This is a genomic window from Paenibacillus sp. FSL H7-0331, from assembly GCF_001956045.1.
In genome coordinates this window covers 397,062-421,844 of record NZ_MRTH01000004.1, presented here as the reverse complement: position 1 = coordinate 421,844, position 24,783 = coordinate 397,062, and the positions used below count along the sequence as shown (strand labels likewise).

The 24,783-nt window shown below is 47.5% G+C and carries 18 protein-coding genes; 6 read left to right on the top strand and 12 right to left on the bottom strand.

Annotated features, from left to right (window positions below; all coding sequences use genetic code 11):
• Positions 1-1,140 carry an amidohydrolase family protein gene (locus BK127_RS08660; RefSeq protein ID WP_083689179.1) on the bottom strand — a complete coding sequence of 380 codons (1,140 nt, stop codon included), beginning with the start codon at positions 1,138-1,140 and terminating at the stop codon, positions 1-3.
• Between the two features lie 470 nt (positions 1,141-1,610).
• Here BK127_RS08660 and BK127_RS08655 point away from each other — a divergent pair, with 470 nt between their 5' ends.
• A complete protein-coding gene (locus tag BK127_RS08655; protein ID WP_076229610.1) occupies positions 1,611-1,955 on the top strand; it encodes a DUF805 domain-containing protein in 345 nt (114 codons plus the stop codon).
• A 61-nt stretch (positions 1,956-2,016) separates the two neighbouring features.
• On the opposite strand, the gene BK127_RS08650 is transcribed toward BK127_RS08655, so the two are convergent.
• The 4 genes from BK127_RS08650 to BK127_RS08635 form a co-directional block, all read right to left on the bottom strand.
• Positions 2,017-2,862, bottom strand: a complete 846-nt coding sequence (locus tag BK127_RS08650) for an AraC family transcriptional regulator (protein WP_083689178.1) — start codon at positions 2,860-2,862, stop codon at positions 2,017-2,019.
• Between the two features lie 58 nt (positions 2,863-2,920).
• On the bottom strand, positions 2,921-4,486 hold the full coding sequence (locus BK127_RS08645; RefSeq protein WP_256711227.1) for an extracellular solute-binding protein: 1,566 nt from the start codon (positions 4,484-4,486) through the stop codon (positions 2,921-2,923).
• Between the two features lie 102 nt (positions 4,487-4,588).
• Positions 4,589-5,470 carry a carbohydrate ABC transporter permease gene (locus BK127_RS08640; protein ID WP_076229609.1) on the bottom strand — a complete coding sequence of 294 codons (882 nt, stop codon included), beginning with the start codon at positions 5,468-5,470 and terminating at the stop codon, positions 4,589-4,591.
• 94 nt (positions 5,471-5,564) lie between these two features.
• On the bottom strand, positions 5,565-6,410 hold the full coding sequence (locus tag BK127_RS08635; RefSeq protein ID WP_076229651.1) for an ABC transporter permease: 846 nt from the start codon (positions 6,408-6,410) through the stop codon (positions 5,565-5,567).
• Between the two features lie 345 nt (positions 6,411-6,755).
• Between BK127_RS08635 and BK127_RS08630 the strand changes: the two genes are divergently transcribed.
• A complete protein-coding gene (locus BK127_RS08630) occupies positions 6,756-9,038 on the top strand; it encodes an AraC family transcriptional regulator (RefSeq protein WP_076229608.1) in 2,283 nt (760 codons plus the stop codon).
• Between the two features lie 104 nt (positions 9,039-9,142).
• Here the strand turns inward: BK127_RS08630 and BK127_RS08625 are convergent, their stop codons facing one another.
• The 7 genes from BK127_RS08625 to BK127_RS08595 form a co-directional block, all read right to left on the bottom strand.
• The gene (locus BK127_RS08625; protein ID WP_076229607.1) at positions 9,143-9,766 is read right to left on the bottom strand and encodes an SGNH/GDSL hydrolase family protein; all 624 of its coding nucleotides are present in this window, start codon (positions 9,764-9,766) and stop codon (positions 9,143-9,145) included.
• A gap of 97 nt (positions 9,767-9,863) precedes the next feature.
• Positions 9,864-11,414, bottom strand: a complete 1,551-nt coding sequence (locus BK127_RS08620; protein WP_083689177.1) for an extracellular solute-binding protein — start codon at positions 11,412-11,414, stop codon at positions 9,864-9,866.
• 77 nt (positions 11,415-11,491) lie between these two features.
• Positions 11,492-12,367 (bottom strand): carbohydrate ABC transporter permease, encoded by an 876-nt coding sequence (locus BK127_RS08615; protein WP_076229606.1) that lies wholly within the window; start codon positions 12,365-12,367, stop codon positions 11,492-11,494.
• Positions 12,368-12,379: 12 nt separating this feature from the next.
• Positions 12,380-13,345, bottom strand: coding sequence for an ABC transporter permease (locus BK127_RS08610; RefSeq protein ID WP_076229605.1), 966 nt, complete (start codon positions 13,343-13,345; stop codon positions 12,380-12,382).
• Between the two features lie 171 nt (positions 13,346-13,516).
• Positions 13,517-15,355 (bottom strand): sensor histidine kinase, encoded by a 1,839-nt coding sequence (locus BK127_RS08605; RefSeq protein ID WP_076229604.1) that lies wholly within the window; start codon positions 15,353-15,355, stop codon positions 13,517-13,519.
• 15 nt (positions 15,356-15,370) lie between these two features.
• Positions 15,371-16,987, bottom strand: a complete 1,617-nt coding sequence (locus BK127_RS08600; RefSeq protein WP_076229603.1) for a response regulator — start codon at positions 16,985-16,987, stop codon at positions 15,371-15,373.
• A 133-nt stretch (positions 16,988-17,120) separates the two neighbouring features.
• Positions 17,121-18,530 (bottom strand): FAD-dependent oxidoreductase, encoded by a 1,410-nt coding sequence (locus BK127_RS08595; protein WP_076229602.1) that lies wholly within the window; start codon positions 18,528-18,530, stop codon positions 17,121-17,123.
• Positions 18,531-18,703: 173 nt separating this feature from the next.
• On the opposite strand from BK127_RS08595, the gene BK127_RS08590 reads away from it, so the two are divergent.
• From BK127_RS08590 to BK127_RS08575, 4 genes are all read left to right on the top strand, one after another.
• Positions 18,704-19,759 (top strand): LacI family DNA-binding transcriptional regulator, encoded by a 1,056-nt coding sequence (locus BK127_RS08590; RefSeq protein ID WP_076229601.1) that lies wholly within the window; start codon positions 18,704-18,706, stop codon positions 19,757-19,759.
• A gap of 191 nt (positions 19,760-19,950) precedes the next feature.
• Positions 19,951-20,946: a LacI family DNA-binding transcriptional regulator gene (locus BK127_RS08585; RefSeq protein WP_076229600.1), complete on the top strand. Its 996-nt coding sequence runs from the start codon at positions 19,951-19,953 to the stop codon at positions 20,944-20,946.
• 5 nt (positions 20,947-20,951) lie between these two features.
• Entirely contained in the window at positions 20,952-21,866 is a 915-nt protein-coding gene (rbsK, locus tag BK127_RS08580) for a ribokinase (protein ID WP_076229599.1), read from the top strand.
• A gap of 23 nt (positions 21,867-21,889) precedes the next feature.
• Positions 21,890-24,745 (top strand): stalk domain-containing protein, encoded by a 2,856-nt coding sequence (locus BK127_RS08575; protein ID WP_076229598.1) that lies wholly within the window; start codon positions 21,890-21,892, stop codon positions 24,743-24,745.
• Positions 24,746-24,783 lie beyond the last annotated feature (38 nt).

The window sequence follows — 24,783 nt, the reverse complement described above, 5'->3', positions numbered from 1 at the left end:
TTAAGCCTTGTTGTAAGGCTCTGAGGAAGTTACGTTCGAAGGAGCCTCAGTCGATTGTGCGATGTTTGCAGCTGGTTTGTCATACAGTCCATACAGATTCATAGCATTTTCGACCAGAATCTTACGTCGTAAATCTTTGCGAATCGGCTGCAGCACCATCTGTGGATTATCAAAGTCCCAGTGCGGATAATCGGATGAGAACATGACCATATGGTCGCCGCCAATCATATCAAAAACCTGGTTAAGATGATCAGGGTTTGTCGGCTCTTCAATCGGCTGTGTCGTTAGCAAAATATGCTCTCGAATATACTCGGAGGGCATCCGCTTCAACCAAGGGACTAAATCCCTCAGCGCTTTGTAATTCTTGTCCATCCGCCACATCAAATGCGGCAGCCATGCAATTCCACCTTCAATGGCAACAAACTTCAGCTTTGGAAACTTTTCAAATACCCCTTCACAGACCAGACTGTTCACATGGGCCATATAGTTCGTCGGCAAAATATTGTGCCATTCCAGATAGGATGTCGGGTAACCGGATGGTGTCGGTGCTCCCGATATGCCCCTGCCTTCCGTTCCGGGATGAACAGCCACCGGCAGTCCGTTACGCTCCGCCGCCTCGTAGATCGGATGATAATAACGCTGACCATACAGCATTCTCGAACCACTGCACATAATCACCTGCACCATATCCGGGTGCTTGGCCATCCGATCGATTTCATTGGCCGCTGCCTGCGGGTCCGAATGATTGATAAGAATAGACCCTTTAAATACCGGACTGGCCTTCAGCCAGGTTTCAACGAGCCAATCATTGTAAGCACTGGCGACGACATTACCATAATCGGGATTCGGATTCAGAGAAATGCCGAGCACCCCGGACCCTGTCAAAATCCCGTAGTCAATTCCGTATTTTTCAAAATGGTGCTTCAGCATGAAGGCAGGGTCGCTGCCTGGAGTTCCTCCACCTTCAGGAACGGAATCCTTACGCATCACGCCTATCGGTGAATACCAGCCTCCACCGTAGCCTGGACCGCTTGCCAGCCAGTTCTCGTGCCATACTCTCGGCAAAAATGGAAGCAGATCCTTGGGCTTGGCAATCGCATTATGCACATCAGCATCAATGATATTAGGTTTATTGTTCATCTTATTCGCTCCTTTAACCGTGGAATCTAATTGCTTATAGGTTCTACTATAAAGGCACATCGGAGGTTCGTACATGAACAAAAGTTTCGGAAAATCTGGAGAAAAGTGTGCAACAAGTGAGGTGAACGAGGGGAGCTGCGCGGTCGAAGAGTTCTTACGATCGCTGTTGTTTGCGGATTTTCCTCATTTGATAAGACATTTATCGGTGAAAATCCGCAAACAAAGGCGAGCGCTCCGCTTCTCCAGAACACCACGACCGCTTCGCTCAGCGTTCACCTCACTTGGCAGGAGGTAGAGAGCAAGGGCAAGAGCAAGAGCAACGGAAAAACCTAAGTGCAAGGGCAAGGGCAAACATTTTTTCAAAAAAAATTTGGGAATATACTTAAAATTTGTATTCTACCTGCCGATATAGAAAAAGTAATTGAAAGATTGCGGATACCGCAACAAAATGAAATCGAGGTGGATTGGAAATGGAATGGTTTTTAAAAGCGTTTAAGAATTACGCTGGGTTTCAAGGGAGAGCAAGACGCAAGGAATACTGGATGTTTTTTCTGTTCAGTACCATCTTTTCTATTGTGGCGGCAATATTGGATTCAATCGTAAATCTGAATTCCGTATTAGCAGGACTGTATTCATTAGCTATTTTGTTACCGTCTTTAGCTGTTGGAGCTCGTCGACTACACGATACGGGAAGAAGCGGATGGTGGCTCTTAATTAGTTTGATTCCGCTGATTGGAAGCATTATCCTCATTGTATTTTTGTGTCAGGATAGTGAAGAGTATGATAATAAATATGGCGCGAATCCTAAAATGTAGTTATAAGTTTTATCAGGAACCTCTCTCATTTATGTGATAGAGGTTTCTCTATCGGCTGCAGCTAAGAGTTCCGATAGTCGCGAGGAGACATACCGGTTTCTTTGACAAACAAACGCGAGAAATAAAAGGAGTCAGGAAATCCGCTCTCTTCAGCGATTTTTTTGATCGGGAGCATTGAACTTTTAAGCAGATGCTTGGCGGAATCCATACGTATTTGGGTTAAATATTGGATAGGACTAATGCCTGTATGCTTTTTAAAGGAAACGGAAAAATAACCATGTGATAAGGACACATGCTCCGCCAGCATATCTCTCGTTAACGGCTCCTGATAGGCAGATTTCATATATTGAATGGCCTTCTGAATCGCTGCCAAGGTCGAGGAATCCTCCTGCTGCATCGTGGATAGCTGATTCATAAGCTGGAGTGTATTCAGAAATTCAAGCTTGACCAGCCATACGTAGCCGCTGTTCTTGTCCCTCCATAGCTGAAAGGCTTTACGGAATGCGGCTGTCAGAGCAGGCTGCTCCTGAACATATTGAACGATTGGAAAAGGCAGCTCTTCAACCCCTTCCGTGATTTTCATGTTGATGCCCTCCCAGTTGGTCAGACAATATTGAAAATGAAAGGAAAAGAAGCATACCGGAGAATCCGGTTGAGTCGTAATTCGCATATGTCGGTTCGGGCGAATTTGAAACAAACTGCCAGATACGAGCAAATGTCTTTCCCCATCAAGCTCAAGCAGGCCTTTACCCGCGTACACATAACAGAGCACATGAAGTCTTGTTCTCTCACGCAGCAGGTTATAATTAAATCGTTCCCAGAACTCCGCTTCCCGCTCCACCACATCGACCATTCGCGGCGTAAACCCTGTCAAAAACTCATAATCCATACGCTTCAGCCCTATCATTAGAAAATAACAACATCCCTGATTACCATAGAACCGGCAACCAGGGACAATCAACTCATTATTTATTTTTATTTTTGTAGGCTTCGTTGGTTTCTTGAATAATTTTCACGAACTGTGGATCGGTTTTCAGCTTAGCCACATAATCATCCCAAGCAGACATGGGCTCTTTACCGAGAATGACTTTGATTTTCATATCCTGAATTTTTTTGTACAGATCGGGTCCTAAGGTCAATGCCGTTTGCGAGATTAACCCCGTACTGATGTCCGGCTTGCTGAAGCTCGAACGATCATCGACGATTTTTTTGTTGCGCTCGTAGAATTCTTTGGGAATACCATTGTAATAGGCCCGTTGGTATTTATCGTATCGCTGAAAAATTTGCAGCAGGTTATTCGTTACATCCGGAATATTATCAATCTTGGCTTGCTCTGTCGCAACCTTGAAGCCGTCTTTGATTGTATAATGCTTATCGGCCAAACCAAATTGGGTCATCGTTGAAATTTCCTCGCTATTGCCTTGATCCACAAAAGCCAAAATTTTCTTCAGCTTCGCTTCCGACACCGTCTTGGGAATGACGAACATCCCGAATACACCCGAATCCTTGCCCGCGAACTTGCCTTCCGGTCCAGTCACGTATGTTAACGGATAGGAGTCGGCTTGCGGATCGATTTTACGAAGCGCATCCGTATACAACCATTGAGGATTAAGCGCAGAGCCAAATATTCCCGCTTTGTTCGCCATATACTGCTCTCTGGCTTGCGTTGATTTCATAACGGCAAAATCGGGAACAAGCACCTTTTCATCATAGGCTTTTTTCAACCATTCCAAGGCCTGCTTCTGTCCCGGCTCATAAATAACAGGAACCAACTGTCCATCCTTCAATTTCCATTTGCCTGACGCCCCGACAAATACATTTTCAACCCAGCCATAAGCACCCATCCCATCGGCATCCACATTTCCGGTAAGTCCAAACGTATCCGCTTTTCCATTGCCATCAGGGTCTTTTTCGGTGAATGCCTTAGCTGCTGCATAAATATCGTCCATCGTTTCAGGAACCTTCAGCCCCAGCTTATCCAGCCAATCTTTACGGACATGAACCCCCCAACCACCCTCAAGCGGACGAGGCCGGGGTACTCCAAAGTTTTTGCCATCGATCTTGGCATTATCCCATATTTCCTTGGGCAGCGCGTTCAGGTTCGGATAATCCTTGATATAAGGAGTCAAATCCCAAAAAGCTCCCGAAGTCGCCATCTGGACGACCTGCGAATCGTAAACATTATCAACAAAGGTCAGGTCAGATAAGTCTCCAGATGCCAGTGCTACCTTTGTTTTTTCTTTGATCGAGTTAAAAGGCACCCAGGTAATACTCAATTTTGTATTTGTTTTTTTCTCGATTTCCTTGAGCAGCTCATTAGAGGAATCTACGGCTTGCGCACCCTGTTGGTTGGCAAAGATCGATATTTCCGTAGGTTTCCCTGTATCCGCATTCGTCGCTCCTCCGGCTTTGGTATCTCCGCCCGTACTTCCGGCACCACCTGAGCAAGCCGTAAGCAAAGCAGGCAGAACGAGTGCCGCAGCACATGTGAATGCGATTTTTTGGTGCATGTTGGAATGATAACGTTTCATCCTTGTAACCTCCCTGAGTATGTTATTAAGCTTACCCCAATATCAGCTTTTTCAGCTGCATTCATCAACCCACCACAGACAAACGGGCTATTCCAAATCTACTCACCCCTTTATCGAGCCAACCATAACCCCTTTGGCAAAATGCTTTTGCAAAAACGGGTATACCAGCAAAATCGGAACGGTCGAGATGACTACAGCAGCCATTTTTAGCGTATCGGTTGGAATCGATATTTCGCTCGACATCTGATTGGCGATTTCTCCCGAGGACGAGCTGGAGGAATCAATCAGCAGCATTTGAAGTACAACCTGCAGAGGTCTTAAATCTGCCTTATTGATATACAAAATCGCCGAGAAGAAGGTATTCCAGTAAGCCACTGCATAAAACAAACCAAAAGCAGCCAGAGAAGGAAGTGACAGCGGTAAAATGATCCGCAGGAAAATCCCAATATCAGATGCACCATCAATTTTCCCTGCTTCTTCAAGTTCCTCTGGAATACTTTCAAAAAAGCCTTTCATTAATATCACATACCAGCCGCTCGTTAGCACAGGTACGATTAATGACCAAATACTGTTGATTAAACCCAATTCCCTAACTACCAGATACGGCGGGATAATGCCCGGATTAAACAGGGTCGTCATCAGAATCAGGATCAGCAGCACCCTTCTCCCCTGCAGTCGTTTTCTGGACAACGTATAGGCTCCCGCTGCTGTAACAACCAAGCTTAGTGCTGTTCCGACTGTCGCGAGAAAGGTGCTCACCGCCGTTGCATTCACAAATACATTATTCGCCAGTAAATATTTGTACGAGGTCAGGGTCCATTCAGTTGGAAACAGCACCAGACCTTTGCGCAAGTATTCAACGGGTGAGGTGAAGGAAACGACGAATACATAATAAAAAGGAAAAAACATCGTTAAAGCAATAACCAATAAAATTAATAAAACTGCCGAGCTGAACAACTTGTCCGAAATACTCCGATCTACCATCGGTTAACCTCCTTGTTAGGCTGATATCAAGCAGCTCATTGAGCTTGTTCCCAAGATCAGGCCGCATCTTTTCTGCTTCCCCTCGGTACCTGCTTTAGTAAATGCCCTCTTCTCCGAATTTTTTGGCTAATCGGTTCGTAACCACAACCAAAATGACACCCACGATCGATTTGAACAAACCGACGGCAGTGCTGTAGCTGAACTGAGCCTGCTGAATCCCGCTGCGGTATACATACGTATCGAATACATCGGCCACATCGGCCACGGCTCCATTCATCATCAGATACACCTGCTCGAAGCCAACATCCATCATATGGCCAATCCGTAGAATGAGTAAAATAATGATCACATTACGAATCGCCGGAAGGGTCACATGCCAGATTTGCCGCAAGCGTCCGGCACCATCAATTTTGGCAGCCTCATACTGTCCCGGATCAATCGCAGCAATCGCAGCGAGGAAAATCACCGTCCCCCACCCAGCTTCCTTCCACATCGATTGAAACGTGAGCAGCAGCCAGAAGAAGTTGGAATCCGTCAAGAAATCATGCTTTTGAAAGCCAAGTGCAAATAGCATCTTGTTAATGACACCATCTGACGTGGACAGCATCAGAAAAGTAATCCCTGCAATCACGACCCACGATAAAAAATGCGGTAAATAAATCACCGATTGTATCGTTCTCTTGATCCATTCTCTACGGACCTCGTTAAGCATCACAGAGATCAGGATCGGCAGCGGAAAAAACAAGACCAAGTTCAGCACATTGATCGCCAACGTGTTGCGAAGCAAGATCGCAAAGTCCGTATTGGAGAAAAACCGTTCGAAATGCTCCAACCCTACCCATGGGCTGTTCATAAACCCTACATAAGGCGTGTAGTTTTTAAAAGCAATCAGTATTCCCCACATCGGTACATATTTGAATATGAGGAAATACGCAAGCATGGGCAAGGCGAGCACATACAAATACTTGTCCCTGATTAACCCTCGCCAGACTGCTCGTCGTTTGGTTGCTTTCTTGTTATGCGTTGTCGTCTTCCATGCGGCAGCATTCATGGAATCCATCTTTGGGCCGCTCATCCCATTCACCATCCTCTTGTTGTTCTTGGACTCAATATATAATGCCGCTTTATTTCCGGCAATTGCATATTCATTCCTATTCCATTTCCTGGAAATGCACTTTCATTCCACTCGATTTCCTGCCATTGGACTTTCATTCCAAGGGCCAAAAACGCTTGGCTTACAGCCCACCTATGTATTAAGATATAACGTATACTGGGGGGTGAGCGCATGTGGAAGCACAAACATTATAGAAATACGTTTCTCATCGCAGCCATCAGCGCCTGTTTACCCGCTGCCATAATCGGACTGTTTGTATATTTCATTGGAACTGCTAATATCGAAGCAGAAGCCAAACGAACCCATCAAAATCAGGTTTCGTTCGCGACTGAACGAATTGACAGTAATCTCGCGCATCTGGAAACCGTCATTGCCCAATGGTCATTCAATTTGAACCTTAGCAATACGTATGGCAATCTGGATGTCGAGCGTGACTTCTATAATATCCAGCAGGTGATCTATCGATCACTGACGTGGATCAAGGCATCAGATCCGCTGATCGATGAGGTCAGCCTTTATCTGGATAAGCAGGAAGTCCTGATCAAGGAAAATAAAGGCATTCAGAAGTTTACCTCCAAGGATTCCTTGCAGGATTATCGAGCCTTGGTTTCCTACCAACGGGACATATATTGGACAGATACGATTACGCGTAATCCCAATGCCGCTCCGTATATGCTGGTCGTCCGGCTTCCTGGTGGATTAGCCACTACAGAGGCTGCATTAATAATCGAAATTAACGCCAAGCAGTTAAACCGGCTGATCGGGGAGCTTGAACCCGGAGGCGAAGGCTCCACAATTCTGATGCAGCAGGATGGCAGAACCATATCCCTGGGCTTGAACCCCATTAACCAGCCTACGGAGCTGGATTTGTTAGTGGCAAGGGTCATCGGAGAAAATGAGCAGGGCTCCTACGTGGAAACCTTGAAAGGTCAATCGTATTCGATTTCATATGCCACTATGAAACGGATCGGCCATATATGGAAGGTCGCCACAGCTGCGCCGCTTGCGCAGTTAACCCAGCCAGTCGAGCTGCTGTCCCGGTTGGTAATCTACTCGGGCTGCTTTGGACTGCTGCTGGCCCTGTTTCTTTCCTGGTTCGCTTCCAGACAATCGTATCGTCCGATTCGCAAGCTTGCTCTGCTCTTTCGTTCTGGCAAGCAGAGCACCGAAGGAACGGATGAGCTTGATTTTATAGCCAGCGAATGGAAGCATATCTCACGAGAAAGCCAGATGATGCAGGAACGTCTGGACACCCAGCTGCCTACGCTTAAGGAAAGCTTTTTGCTGCAGCTTGTACAAGGTCATTTATATTTTCTGAATGAAAAGGAAATCGTCGATCGCATGGAGCAATACGGCTGGGATGTGCAGAATACCATCCATTCGGTAATGATGATTCAAATGCATGGCTTGTCTCATCACGAAGGTAAATTTTCGCCTGGTGACGAGCAGCTGGTAACATTTGCAGCATCCAATATAGTTGGGGAAGCTACAAACGGTAGAGCGATGGCCTGCAGTGTCATTAACTTTCAGGATTTGACGGTCGGACTGCTCATCCGATTTGCTGTGGATATGTCGGAGGCAGATATCAAGGCCACCCTGTATCATCTCGCTGACGAGCTCGCTTCCATGCTGTACAATTTGCTCAAGGTGCATATTACCATTTGTGTAGGCAAAAGCACCCGTTCGCTCAGCAGTCTCGCGGATCTATTCGATGATACCCGCAAAGCGCTGAAATATAAGAAGCTCGATGAACAGCAGCAGATTTTGTATATGGATGAAATGATGCCGGAAGGGTCTCATGCCATTAATTACCCATTCGAAACCGAGAAGGAAATTATACAAGCTCTGCGTATGGGTAGCGATACGGAGCTGTACCAGGGTCTCGATCATTTTCTGGCAGCTCTTCAACAGCAGAGTGATAAGGAAATACAGGTGCGTCAGGGTCTGCTTCAACTGTTCGGCAATATTCAAAACACGATCATGCTTTCCGGTTTCAACCCCTTGCATTTGGATGAAGGTGAGACCCTGTGGGAAAAGCTGTTTCATATGGACCCCAAGACCACGATCCAAACGATCAAGGAAAAATTAATAGCACCTTATTTGCAGGAAATGCATCAAACGCAGGATATTCAGCTCAAACAGCTCGTCGAAAAGGTGCTTCATACGATTCACGAAACTTATATGAAGGATATCTCCCTGGAATATTGCGCGGATTTGCATGGCACATACCCCAAGAAGCTGAGTGTCGGCTTTAAGCAGGTTACAGGCACAACGTTTATTGATTATTTAACCCAATTCCGTATGGACAAGGCCAAACGGCTGTTGATAGAAACGGATGAGAAAATCAATGATATTGCCTCGCAGGTAGGCTATCAGGCCGCTTATTTTAATCGAACCTTCAAGAAGCATGAGGGTATCACACCGGGGCAGTACAGAGAGCGGCAGTCGAAATAACCCTTAATCAGGGCATGTACATGAAGAAAGACCTTCCATTTGCTCCAGAGCAGCATGGAAGGTCTATTGGGAATTGTAAGGATAGTCTGAACCATTCGAAGTGATTATAACCGTTCCAGAAAGCTGACAGCCATCGACGCAATCCGTTCATAGCCTTGTTCGTTCGGATGTAACCGATCCTTACTCAAATAAGACAGCGTATACCGATTGAAGCCACTTTCTGCATACAAATTCAGTACCGGAAGTGCATAACGGTTGCCGACCTCCTGAATGACCTCGACGTAATCGATAAGCCGATGACCGGACTGATTAATAGTATCGATGTCGAAGCCGTCTTTATCGCGCTGAAGAGGCGTCCATAAATTGAGCCTACACGCCGGGTTCTTGTTCAATAAATCCTCGACCAATGTGAGATAAGCACCATAAAAGGTATGGATATTCCGATCATCCTTGTGCCCTATCGGCTTGTCCAGGCGATAATCATTGGTACCCGCGAAGATCGTAACGCAATCGAACATCGGCTCGATGCTGCAACCGATATGCACGGTGGCCCCATAATCCCGGTCACCGCCAGCAGTGAGTGGACAACCGCTTTTCCCTTCATTACGGATCATGGAAAACCCTAGTGCAGCACCAACCAAGGGCTGGTAGCCATTGGCTTCGGTAATGCTATCACCCAGGGTGCACCAGCTTTTCCCTTGCCATTTGCGTTCAAATCGATTATCCATGTGTATTCCCTCCAAGAACAAGATAACTCCAAGACAAACAAAGCGGCAACCTCACACCCCAACAGCAGTGCGAGAATTGCCGCGAATTCAATTTACCTTATTTCTTCGCTGTTGCGTACCAATCGTTCACTTCCTTGTAGCTTGCATCTCCACCGGAGGTTTTGAACTTTTGAATAAAATTGTCTATCCCCGTCATTGGTTCTGCACCATAGATCAGCTTGTTCGTATAATCGCCAACTAATGTATTCAGCTGCTGGAAGCTTTTGGAGAATTCAGGCAAGTATGGAGCAAATCCTAGCGGATCCGCAACCCTTGTGTTGTCCGGCTGGATTTTATTCATATAATTCCATGCGTCGAACAAACGTGGATCCTTGCGAACACGAGCCTGCCAATAGGTCGGATAGTTTTTATCGTCCGTACCCGTCAGGAAATTGTTGGCCTGATTCCGTTCATCGGTAAAGATCGGTAAAATAGGCGTATACGCACCGTCCTTGAATGTATAATGCTTATTCTCCTCACCGATCGCCATCGTTTTGAAGGTATCTTTTTCAAGCTTCGCATTCATCCATTTGATCGCATCCTCTGCATGTTTGGAGGATTTAGGAATATACGTGATACGGTCGAAACCTGCGGTAGCATTAAGTCCGATTTTTCCATCCTTTCCTTTTATCGTAGGAATAAAGGCAGCTTTGGCCGTAGGCACACTTTTGGTTAAGGCATCCGCAATTGTTGGTACATCGGACCAATTCAACATCATCATGCCCGCTCTGCCGCTGGTGAATTTTTCCTTGGCAGTCGCATCCTTGTTCGCACCGAATTCTTTATCAAGCAGGCCCTGTTTGAACAGATCTGCCATAAACGTTACATACTCCTTGTAAGCAGGATCCATGGCGCGAGGCGTCAGCTTGCCGTTCACGTTGTTCCAGAAGCCAGGCATTCCGAATGCACCGACAATATTGTCAATAAAGGAAGCATCCCCTCTTATGGTCAAAGGAATATTTTTATCACCGTTGCCGCCTGGATCCTTGTCTTTAAACGCTTTCAGGACTGCCACGAGCTCATCTAACGTAGTAGGCGCTTTCATTCCGACTTTATCTAACCAATCCTCACGAATGTATAGGCTGGATGCAGCGAAGGGAATCGTTCTGGTAGGAATCGCATACAGCTTGCCATCCACTTTAGCCGCTTCCAGGGCGGCCGGATCAATCGCTGCTTTAATGTTAGGTCCAAACTTGTCGATCAGGGGGCCTAAGTCCGTTAAAGCTCCTTTTTTGGCGTAATCGGCATACAAAGCTTTGAAATCCGTGCCGCCCGTAGTTGTAATCGCGTCGTAAGGCTCGCCGGAGGCAATCAGAATGTTCAGCTTGTCCTGTGGTTTATCCTGCGGCAGCATATCATATTGGACCTTATAGCCTGTAGCTTGCTCTAAATATTTGGCTACCGGATACGTATTGTAGTCATCCTTTTGCCAGATTTGAAGTGATTTTAACTCCGGCTTGGGAGCTGGTGCTGCTGGCGCTGAAGCTGCCGGGGCTGGATTTGGCGCGCTGCCACCGCTGGTGTTGGTTGGGCTGGAGCAGGCCGCAAGAGACGTCACTGACAAGGTGGCTGCCACCGTAAGCAGCATGGTTTTTCTGTTTATCAACATGTGTAAACCTCCCGATTCGATTATGTTTACTATATCATTAAACCCAGGATGCAAGCACCCCGAGCATTAACGCAAATTTATCCTTTGACAGAGCCGATCAATACACCCTTGACAAAATGCTTTTGCAAATAAGGATACACGAGCAGCATCGGGATAATCGAAGCGATAACGGTTGCCGCACGCACACCCTCCGGAGATACGTTCATCATATCGTCTACACTTTTGTTGATGGCGCTGGAGCTGTCCGCATCCATAACGATATCTCGCAAATATAATTGCAACGGCTTCAAGCTGGCGTCGTTGATATAAAGCATGGGGTGGAAATAGTCGTTCCAGAAATAAACAGCATAGAAGAGCGCGATGGTCGCAATAACAGGAACGCTTAACGGTATAATAATTCGGAATAAAATCGTGAAGTTGCGTGCACCATCCATTCTGGCCGACTCCTCCAGCGCTTCCGGTAACGATTCATAATAGCTTTTGATCACAAGCATATTGAACACGCTTATCAAGGCTGGCAGCATAAGCGACCATAGACTGTTAATCAGGTGCAGCTGCTTCATCAGCAGATAATTCGGAATGATGCCGCCATTGAACAGCATGGTGAAAATAAACAGCAGCATGATAAAGGAAATGCCGGGCAGGTGCCTTTTGGATAAGGGATAGGCTGTTATCGCTGTCAAAAGAATCGAAAGTACGGTACCCACCACTGTGATCAGCAGGGAAACACCTATCGAATGAAGGAATTGTGCAGAAGATACAACATGCTTCATCGTGTCGAGCTGAAAGCCTACGGGGAAAATACCGACTCTCCCGGATACCACGGCGGATTCATCGCTGATCGCTTTGGAAAGCACGTTAGCCAGTGGCAGTAAGGTAGCCAAGCCCGACAGCAGCAATACCAGATAAACGGAGATGTCGAGGGACCAATCGCCAATTGTTTTTTTATGCATAATTCTCGCCTCCTACCAGATGCTGCGTTTGATTAGTTTTTTGCTAAGCTCGTTGCCTGCGACAATCAGGATGAAGCCGACTACCGAATTGAATATGCCAACCGCCGTGCTGAAGCTGTAATCCTGCTGCCCAAGCCCTTGACGGTATACGAAGGTTCCAATAACATCGCCGGATTGATAGACAACTGAATTGTACATGGTCAAAATTTGTTCGGTTCCCGCTTCCAGTAAATAGCCCAGGCGCAGTATAAAAATCAGAATGATCGTCGGCACGATACCGGGCAGTGTAATGTGCAGCATTTGTTTAATTCGCCCTGCTCCATCAATGGCAGCCGCTTCATACTGCTCCTGCTCGATACCTGCAATAGCGGCGATGAAGATGATCGCATTCCAGCCCGATTCTTTCCAGCCAGCCGTAAATACGATCACACTGCGGAAGAAGCTATTGTCCAGAAAGAAGGATATCGGTGTGCCGCCAAAGGCTTGAATGACATTATTGACCAGTCCGCCGCTTGGTGACAGGATGTTAATGAACAAGCCCGAAATAATAACCCAGGACAAGAAATGCGGCAGGAAGATGATCGTTTGTACGGTTTTTTTGAACCAGGCCTTGCGCACCTCATTCAGAAAAAGTGCAATCAGGATTGGGATCGGGAACAGCAGCACGATTTTGTACAGCGAAATCAATAACGTGTTGATGAATACCTGATAAAATTCTTCCGAGCGAACAAGCTTTTCGAATTGGGCCAGTCCGACCCATTTACTGCCGGCAAACCCATCAAAAATGTTAAAGTCCTGAAAAGCGATAATAATGCCATACATAGGCGCATACTTAAACAGTAATAGAAACAGCAAGCCAGGGACTAACAATATATAGAGGTCGAGATTGCCTCGAAACAATCTCCAGCGGCCGCTGCTTACTCTTCTCGCTTTGTTTTGAACGATTGGGGATTCTGGTTCTACTAGGGTACGACTCATGTGGTCAGCTCACCTCCGTGTTGGTATATTTGTATTATATAGAGTGAGCTGATCAGTCTGTAGATGGCAATATTTGTGTTTCTGGTACTATCTTAAGGTATTTATACAAAAAACCGCCCCTCTTCTATTTTCGAAGAGTGCGGTTTATGATTTGGACTATAGGATGATGCATTAAGTCTCATTGTGTTGATCTGACTGCAAACAGAGGAAACGAACAACAACCGTCGTACCTTCGCCAAGCCTCGATTCGATGGTCAGCCCGTATTGCTCTCCAGCAAACAATTTAATACGCTCGTTCACATTATATAACCCATAGGAGCTCCCTGATCCATCGGATCGCATGGCAGGCTGTGGCTCAGTCAGCAGAGTGTCCACCAGCTCCTGCTGCATGCCGATTCCGTCATCCGTAACCGACAATACCAGCTCGTCACCTTCCATAGCTGCTCGAATCCATATCGTGCCTGCCTTACCCTTTGATTTGCGAATCCCATGCAGCAACGCATTTTCGACAATCGGCTGGAGGGTCAGCTTAGGCATTTCATACACATCCAGACCCGCTTCCGCTTCAATATGAAATTCAAAGCTTTTCGGAAACCGGGTTTGCTGAATGTCCAGATATACTTTGGCCAAATTCAGTTCATCGCTGACACTGACCCTATCCTTGCCTTTGTTGAGGCTAAGCCGAAAATATTTGGCTAACCCGTCAATCATTTGGCTAATATCGTGAGCTCCCCGTCCGATCGCAATCCAGTTAATCGTATCCAAGGTATTGTACAGAAAATGCGGATTAATCTGTGCCTGGAGTGCCCGCAGCTGCGCTTCCCGTTCCTGAACCCTGGATCGATACGTCTCTTCCATCAAATCATGAACCTTATGAATCAAATGATCGACGCTATTTTCCAAAAGATTGGAATCACCTTCAGACATACCCGAGCGTTCATCCAGGCTTTCGATCCCTTCTCGTTTGATCATCATGATCACGGATTGCATCCTGCGGTTCATGCCTCGTACAATCACGGCTAATAAAATAAATACAAGCAGCAGGAACAGAATCGTGACACTCGATAACGTTGCAATTCCGGAAAACTGATTCAGTGCCGTCGCTCGCGACGTAATCTCCGCCTTCGGAATTTCCGCAACCAGCTTCCAGCCCGTTGATCGAAGCGTCGTATAAACGACATAACGAGAGCTTTCGTCCTTCATTACGGGGATAATGCCTTCCTCACTTTGTCCGAATGCAGCCAGCACCTCAGAGAATTCCATTTTACTGCCCAGCAGCGTCTTATCTTTGTTCGATATCATGGTCCCATCCGGTGCTGCAAGATAGATCGTGCCCTCTTGGGTCAGCTTGATTTTGGTCAAAATATCCTGGATCGTCCTCTCGGCCACATCGATCAAGAGTACGCCTGAAATCTGATCATATACTTCAGGATCTCTCAGCATACGGGCACCGGAGAACACATAGACAGGACCGGGTTCCAGATATGATTCCTGATAAGCGCCCGTCCACACAATGGTGCCGCCTGCATCCATCACCTGCTGGAGCCAAGGCCTGCCCTTCAAGCTATCCAATGTGAAAAAGTTCACCCGTTCCCCAGAGAACATTCGATTGCTGTTCACAAACAAACGAACCCGCATCACATTCGGATTCGTCCCGGCGTTATCAACCAGATACCTCAGCTCCTTGAGCGAGTCGAGCTGCTGTCCAATAGAAGCCGTGCTGCTTAAATATTGGTGAAGCTTCGGATTCATAAAAATAATATTCGACGTATCACGTACCGAATCGAACTGGTAGTCGAGGTTGATGCTTGCTTGTTTAATCGTCTGCAGCATCGTACGGGTCACTTCCTCTTCAATGATCTGAGAGGACTTTTGCGTATACGAATAGAGCAGCAGCGCAGCAGGAATCAGAATGAGAATGACATAAGCCAACAGCCAGCGTCTGGCTGCCATGGCTCCTTTCAAGAGCAGCAAGCCATAGTTCCAGCTTCTTTTCAAGAGTCTTCTCATGTTTCTTATCCCCCTTTAAGGCAATTGGTCGCGAAATGCGCTTGGTGTCAGACCCGTATACTTTTTGAACAGCTTGCTAAAATAGCTCGGGTCCGAATAGCCGACTGTGTAACACACCTCATAAAACTTATTGCGCGGATCGCTTAGCAGCTCCTTGGCCTTTTCGATTCTTACCTTGGTCAAATATTCATTGATCGTTTCTCCCGTTTCCTGCTTGAACAGCAGACACAAGTAGGTCGGTGACAAAAACACTTCCCGGGCGATATCGCCAACCTGAAGGTTTTCGGCAAACCGCTCATCGATCAGGGCATGGACCCGTTCAATCGCATTTTTGGGCTTGGAGCTCCGTTTTTCACGGATCCGTTCGCACACATCCAGCAGATGAGTCTCTACCTTGTGACGCAGATCGAGAATCGTTTCCTGCTTGAATACCTGCTCCCACAGTGCGGCTTCCTTGTCGGCCATCTCCGCCCCCATCATATTAAGCTCCAGCAGCAGTCGGCTTGCCATCAGAATCAACTGCAGACTGACGTTGCGGCAGTTGGTCAAGCCTTCCTTGCGACTTCGCGACAGGGGCTCAAAAATTCCATCCAGCTCGGTTAGCAGCTTTTCCTGATCCGTTGCCTTTAGAACCGACATGATGCGTTCACCCTGAGCCGTATCGAACCGGTAAAGGCTGTCCGTATTTTGCTGTAAATTATCGATCGAGATAATATGATTTTTCCCCAGATACCATCTTTGATCGGCAGCCTCGCGTGCTTGATTATACGATTCAGGCATCGATTGCAATCCCGAAATTCGCTCGCCTACACCGATGGTAACACTAATTTTCAACCAACGCTTCAGGTTATCGCGAATTTGTTCGGTTAAGCTGAACAGTCGTTCCTCCTGACTATCTTCCTCCCCCATTCTCAGAATGACGACGAATTCGCCATTGCGGGTTTCAAAGGCATACCCCTGCATCATCTGCTCCGTCAATTCCTGAACGATGTTGAGAACCGAATAGGAGAGCAACTGCTGATCACGCTCCGTTCGGGTTGCCACCACCTCTGCGCTATCATCGATTTTCAATACGAGTGTCCAATAATCGGCTTCGGCAGGCAAATCGAGTCCGAGAAAGTCCAGTCGGTCTTTGATCCGTGCCGGATTCGTCACGCCATCCCAAATCAATGACATCAGAAACTTCTCCCGCAGTAAAGGCATGCTCTGCGTCAGCTTCACCTGCATGTCTACAATATAGGTGCGCTCCTGCTCCGCATCCTGCAGCTCCTTGACCACCCGCTCCACCACAGCTGCCAGCTCCTGCATATTCACTGGCTTGAATATATAATCGACAGCATTGACCTTAAGCGCAGACTTCAAATAATCCGCATCATCATGCCCGCTGACAAAAACAATTTTGATCCCGGGAAAGCGCAGCTTGATTTCACTGGACAGCTGTATGCCATCCATCTGCGGCATGCGGACATCGGTCAGCACCATATCCGGTTTGATCCGTTCAATGAGTTCGAGAGCGACATCCCCATCGTCTGCTTCACCGACTACCTCAATTCCATACTGACTCCAGTCAAAATAAGTACTCAGCCCGTGCCGCACTGTAGGCTCGTCGTCCACGATAACCAATCGATACATGTGCTGCCTCCCTCCCATCTATTATGTAGTATAACTTGAATGACGCACAGACACACGCAAAAAGACAAAAGATCGCCGCTCCCGTCGCAATCATACAGGAGGCCGATCTTTGATTTAGTTCATTTACTTTGGGTTAAGCTTCATCGTCGAATTCAACCTTACCCGAAGCACCTACACCTACTGCCACAGCATCCGCATGGCCTGGACGTTCACCCAGCCAAGCACCTTGCTCAACAAGCTTCCGCTGGAGCTCAGGTATCGATACCTCACGAAACCCGCCACCGGTTACACTCGCCATGGCTGCTGCTGTTCCTGCCGCCTGCCCCATCGCAAAGCAGTTCGGCATCACGCGGAGCGAGCCCTGCACGGGACGATCGGAGGAAACGGAACGTCCCGCAACGATCAGATTGGACTTGCCCTGCGGCAGCATGCAGCGATAAGGCACTCCATGCGATTGTCCTTTCGGCAGATGCTTGATGACCATCGTACTGGTCGCATTGGCTAAATGAATATCTATAAAATAAGCATTACGGGCTATATCATCCTCGAATGTTCGCATCGAGATAAAATCATCGACAACCAGCGTATAATCACCGGCAATTCGCCGTGTTTCCCGAATCCCGATCTGATCGCCGGAATGTACCAAATGAATGTCCTCAAAGCCCGGTACATATTTACGCAAAAACTGGATTTGCACATCGATCAGCACACGCCCTTCAATCGCGGCACGAGTCAGATCCTCCGCCTTCGTTCCGTCGATACCGAAGATATGACCAAAGTTAAAGCCGACCACCGAATCTGTGATCCAGGCCATACCTGAAATGCGTTTACGACCTTCCGGAAGATCACCGTTAAGCTGGGCTTCTACGACGGTTTTTTCGAGGCTTTTGCCTTGCCCGGACTGCTCGATAAACTGCTCGAAGCGCGCTTTATCCACTCCAGATACCAAATAACACATCGTACCTGGCTGCAGTTCGCCCTGCTCTCCACCCGTTTGAAACGGAACACCGGCTAGCGCCGCCAAATCGGCGTCACCCGACGCATCGATATACAGCTTCGCTTGAACTACAGAACGCCCAGACTTGTTGCTAATGACGATTCCGCTGATCCGGTCGCCATCGAGCAGCACTTGGTCTGCGACCGTATGAAATAAAAGTTGGGCGCCGCTGTCCAGCACCTCCTTGTCGTATACCCGCTTTAGCGTTTCCACGTCAATCGGTACCCAATCCAGCAAATCCTTGTAGCTATTAAGGAATTTGTCACCAGCGGCCTGCTTCATCTTCTCCAGCAGATCCAGTCCGATACCGCGAATAATCGGCTTTTCTCCATCTGTATATGGGCAAAAGGCAGGCACCAAAGCTGCCGTACCCATACCGCCGAGGTATCCGCGCTGCTCAATCAACAATGTATTCGCGCCATTCCGTGCCGCTGCTATGGCAGCAGCAATCCCTGTCGCACCGCCTCCGATAACGACAACATCCGGTGTATGGGACACCTGCAGCTCAGAAGTTATTTTAATCGTTGTTAACGCTTGCTTATTCATATTGTCAGCCTCCTCAATAAGATATCTTCATTATAAGCTGCCGCTGCCGGAGAACTAGTTTCATTTTAGTTTCATCTAAAATCAAAGCATGGTAGGATAGAACATAAGCACAGTGATACCGAAGCCGAAGCATAGCCAATAAAGTCCTAATCTAATTCAAAGGGAGCCCAAGTATGCCCATACGCAAGCAGGTAACGCTGAAAACTATCGCTCAGCAGCTTGGCGTTACGATACAGACCGTTAACAAAGCCTTAAAAGGAAAGCCCGGGATGTCAGAGGCCACAAGACAGCTTATCGTGGAAACGGCGGAGAAGCTCGGGTATTTTACGAAGGAGCAAATTCGCAGCTTAAGAGCGGAACGGATTATTTCTTATCCCATAGAACGCAAAAGATTCCTGCTCGTACAAACCGAGCAATCCGTTGGCTATAATCGTCTGCTGCTGGAGGGGCTGCATGATCGCTTTGCCTCCTTCGGTCACCATATTGAAATCTGCTTACTACCTGCCTTAACTCGGGAGGCTGCTATGGCAGAGTGGCTGGAAGAACAAGCAGTCACATTCACTGACGGCTTGTTCATTGCGCCCAGCATCTTGCCCAAAACCTGGGAGTCTGTGCTGCTGCAAATACCGATGCCGAAGATTCTGCTCAGCTATCCCCCGCTCGGTACCAAGGCGGACAGTGTAATCTGGGATATATACGAAGCCACTTATCAGGCTGTTGCTTATTTAAGGTCCATCGGCCATCATAACATCATGTATATTGGCGACACGCATTCGCAAAGAGGATTTATTGTGCGCTGGCAGGCTTTTATCCATGCGATGAATGAATTCAATGCTGAGGTAGACGCTACAGCGCATTCGATCGGTCAGCGCAGCCTTCAACCTGAATGGCTGAAGGATTTGCGAGACAAGCTTGTTTTACACGCCCCAACTGCCGTAATTTGTGGTGTCCATGGTGAGGTCGCCCCTTTTTATCAGCTATGTCAGGAGCTTAACCTTCATATACCCGAGGATATATCTGTTATCGGCTTTTTAAATGAGCAGTCGGATTCGCTTCCGCTCTTCACCAGACCCCTGCTATCGATCCGCGAAACCGGATATCGGGCTGCCGATCGTATGCTTTGGCGAATTGCCAATCCAACGCTTCCCTACGAGCACATTCGGATTCAGGGAGATTTATGTATCGCTGGAACTACGGCAGTACGCGTAGACAAACAAGAGAAACACTAACTACTTAACCGGCTTCAGTGGGGATCTTCATGATTCTTTAATGAGTTTGCAGCTTGTCTGTATTGACATCGTTTTATTTTCCAAGTAAAATTCAATCTATGAATGTGGTAGCGGTACCACATATTTTTTTACGGATATATGGTACCGCTACCATAAGCCTGCACCAACTCTCATGAAGGAAGTGAACAGCAGTGGCTACGATCCGCGATGTTGCACAATTATCAGGTGTGTCTGTTTCCACTGTGTCCCGTGTTTTGAACAAGAGCGGTTACGTCAATCAGGAAACCGAGCACAAGGTGAATCTGGCCATCCAGACGCTGCAGTATGAACCCAGTGCAGTCGCAAGAGGGCTGGCAAGCAAGCGGAGCCGAACGATCGCTTTGATTCTTTCCAATATGATGAATCCTTTTTTTCCAGAGCTGGCAAGAGCCGTCGAGGAAGTCGCACGTACATTTGGTTATACCGTGTTTTTTGGCAGCTCCGATGATCAAGCCGATAAGGAGCAGGCTTACATTGAGATTTTCAGACAAAGATATGTAGACGGAATTATTTTCTCCTCGCACACGCTGGATATGGACGAGGCTCTTCGCCTGAACAGCAGCCATATCCCCTATATCGTGTTGGATCGAGCACCCTCTGATGAGGTTTGCAGCGTTGTCCGCTCGAATAATCGTGCTGGTGCGAGACTCGCTGTTCAGCATTTGCTGGATAGAGGCTGCAGCAAAATTGCTCATATTTGTGGGCCACAGGGGATTCGGACCGCCCAGGAACGACTTCGAGGATACGAGGATATCGTGAAGCATTTGCCGTGGTATAGTCCGAGTCTGCTCATACCCGGAAATTTCCTTTTGGATGGCGGGATAACGGCTGCTGAACAAATGATGGAGCGCCACCCCGATGTAGACGGTGTCTTCGTTGGAAATGATCTGATGGCTGTCGGGGTATTGAAATCCTTGCTCCGTATGGGAATCCAGGTTCCTGAGCAAGTGGCGATATGCGGATTTGATGGCATACAGCTTACAGAGGCCACAGAACCTGAAATTACAACGGTAGCCCAGCCGATTTATGAGCTTGGGGCTTTAGCGACAAGACTGTTGATTCAAAAGATTAACGGAGAAGCTGTTGCAAACAACCTGCACGAATTAGATGTTACCCTTATACCACGAGCCTCCACAAGAAAGGATTGAAAACCATGAAACCAGCTATCGTAGTTGTAGGAAGTTTGAATATGGATATTGTCATTAATGTCGATCACATGCCTAAGGAGGGCCAGACGCTCATTGGTACCGGATTAACGGAAATCCCAGGAGGAAAAGGCGCCAATCAGGCAGTAGCGATCGGCAAGCTGCAAGCACCGGTCAGCATGATCGGGAAAGTCGGAGCGGATCCGTACGGTACCTCCCTCTTGAATTCTCTAACAGCCTCCAACGTCAATACAGAACATATCGTTACCTCTACCGAGAAATCCGGTGTTGCTGTAGTTACCGTGGATCAGAGTGGCAGTAACCATATCATTGTTATTCCAGGTGCTAACTTTGATATCACAGAGCAGGATATTGAGCTGCAAAGGCAAGCCATTGAGCAATGTGAGATTGTGGTGCTTCAGCTTGAGGTTCCAATGGAGGTTGTCAAATACACCCTTCAATTAGCCAAGCAGCTTGGTAAAACAACGATATTGAATCCAGCTCCTGCCAAACCTCTCGATGATGAGCTCTTGTCCTACGTCGATATTTTGATCCCCAATGAGCATGAGCTGGCGGATATTTGCGGAATTGAGCTTGTCGATGACCTAAGCCTTCAAGCTGCGACTCAGGCGCTGCTGGCCAAAGGCGTCCAATCACTCATTGTGACACTTGGCGAGAAAGGCTGCTGTTATGCAGATCATCAAACGTTCAAAATGTTCCCGGCCCATAAGGTCAAAGCCCTGGATACCACTGCTGCCGGAGACAGCTTTATAGGTGGCTTCGCAGCCAGCTATGTGTCCAATCCGAATATGGACGAAGCGATCCGGCAAGCACAGATTGTAGCCGCTATCACGGTGACGCGCGCTGGAGCCCAAAGCTCACTGCCTACTCTGGCAGAGGTGCAGCAGTTTGGTCGCGAATGAATTAGATAAGAGGAGAGATATTTTTGCAAGAGAGAATTCGAAGTCTAAGAATATGGAAAAAAAGCGCAATACTCAGCACGGCCGTATTTCTTTCAAGTATCACTTGGGCGGTTCATGCGAACGCGGAGGGCAATACGTCGCCTTTGGTTTCGGGTCATAATCCTGAAGAAATCATGTCTAAATGGGAACAGTACCGTCCTAAATTCAACGGAAATCCGTTTATCGAGCAGCCGCTGCTGGTACCGCCTTACACTACGGGCAGGCTGAATGCCGAATTTATTCAAGACGGTGTCAACATGGCCAATTATGCTCGTTATTTGGCAGGCTTGCCAGACAATCTGACAGCCGACCCAGCGCTGAACGATCAGGCACAGCACGGTGCCGTCCTGCTGTCGGTAAGGGACAAGGGATTATCCCATACGCCGGACAAGCCGTCAACGATGGAAGACAGCTTTTATAAGATTGGCTACAAATCAACCAGCAGCAGCAATCTGTACAGTGGGGCTACCCAATTGTACTCAACCGTTATCGGTTATATGAGTGATAGCGATATGAGCAATATCGACCGTCTTGGACATCGACGCTGGATTCTGAATCCACCGCTCCGGTATACAGGGTTTGGCTTAGCCAGCGGCAACACAACCTATTCACCGATGCAGGTATTTGATAAAAGCGGCACGGCAGCATTTTCCATGCCCTACGTCGCTTGGCCTAGTCCAGGAGCATTCCCCACCAACGCCTTTAAACGTGGTGATGCATGGTCCATCACACTGAATCCGGCACAATACAAAACACCGTCCGCCGATCAGGTAAAAGTCGTGCTTAAGCGTAAAGGGGACGGTAAAGTATGGACCTTTGACCAAAAAGATCGGGGTATTCCCTCAGACCCCAAATCATTTGCCAACCGCAATTATTTTAATGTAGAAACATCAAACTTCGGGATTGCCAACTGTATCATTTTCCGTCCTGCATTAGTAGGTACTATCGAGAATAACGACGAGTATGAAGCCCAAATTACGGGTATTCAAGCTATTAATGGCGCACCCGCCACAATTACATATACGGTACGTTTTTTTGATATTCCAGACAAAGCGGATCAAGCCGCCTTCTTAAGCGAATGGTCCAAACCAAGTGATCAGAAGGCCAATTTAAACCCGGTCGCTTTTCAAAGCGTCGATTTTGAGAAAATGATCCGCACCATACTGGAGAAACCCCAGGAACCGGTAACGGATTGGGATTTATCGAGAATTACAGCGTTGGATATCGATTACAGCACCGGAGATATAGCCAAAGACGCTGGTTTGCTGAGAAAATTCACGAGCATGGAAAGACTTCAGATGTTCCATATGAAGGATGCCGATATTTCGTTTTTGTCCGAGTTGAGGTTGCTTCGCGATTTGACGGTACGAAATCAGAATTTGAAAATCAACGGTGTTGATGCTCTGAAGCAGCTACCAAATTTGAAAATTTTGTACCTCCAAGGCGATGTAGCCACAAGCCAGCTAACCGCTCTGCTCGACCCTATGAAATCACTGCAAAAGCTCGACATTTGGAACGATTCGGTTACCGATTTAAATTTCGTTCCCCATATAGCCAACCTGCAGCGCCTGTCTGTCGGCGGCAATGCATTACGTGATATTTCTCGTTTGGATAAGGCTACACAGCTGCGAGAGCTCGGTTTGCACAGTAAAGCCATTACCGATTATTCGAGTGTTAACCGTCTCGGCCAATTGGAAACGCTGGAGTTAAATTCATCAGGCCTATCCGATTTAACCTGGGTGTCCACACTTACCCGTCTCAAATCGATGGATATTACGGACAATGCTGTAAGCAATTTATTGCCGCTGTCCCCTCTGACCAGCCTGGAGACACTGTATGCCAGTAATAATCGGATTCAGAACGTAGGTCCGCTTGCCAGTCTGCCGAACTTATCGACCCTTTATTTATCATCAAACGGGATCAAGGATATATCTCCGTTTATGACAGTGAACACGAAATGGAAGTACCTGAATTTGAACTACAATTTCCTAGATGTCGCACCAGGCAGTCCATCACACAAATGGCTGGAATCCCAGTCAAAAAAAATAGTTTCTTATGACAAGCAGCAGCAGTTGAAACTAAAAAGCCTTCGTCTTGCGGATAAGCCAAATGCCTCTGCCTCCAATTCGTACATGCTTGTAAATGAAGCCATTGCAAAAAAAGTGATTGCCGTATACAACGATTACAGTGAAAAGACACTGAGCGAGGGCGTGAATTGGGAATCCTCCAGGCCGGATACGATAGACGTGGAGGGCGACACACTTGTGGCCAAAAAGAAGGGTTATGCTCAGATCAAAATCAAAGCAGATGGATTGGACCAGTCGATCAGCGTCACGGTGCTAGACAAGCATAACATCGATAGCTATAAGGCCAATGTCCTTTCTGACGCATCCCTGATCAAGATGAACACAATGATCCTCCTCGCTGTCAACAGCTCAAGCGCATACGTTCAAGGGGAGAAAAAAACACTGCAAGCCAAGCCGCTAATCGACAATGACAGTACCCTGCTGCCCGTTCGGTTCGTCTCGGAAAATCTGGGCGTGCAGGTAACCTGGGATGCTGATACGCAAACAGCCACCTTGACCGGTTCAGGTGGCAGCAAGATTACGATTCCCGTTGACTCTATGCAAATGAAAGTGAATGAAGCCACTGTCGACTTGCCCGTTTCGGCAAAAATTATCAATGGCAGTACCTATTTGCCGCTGCGCGTGCTTTGCGAAGCACTAGGCAAAAAAGTCTCCTTTTCGGATGGAGTCATCATCATAGGTGAACGCGATTATGAGCAGGACCACGCGCTGTATGACGAGCTTATTGCGTTATATGGTACAGAGCTCAGGTAAAACCAGATCAAACAAATCAGAGGCTGTCCTTCGAGTAG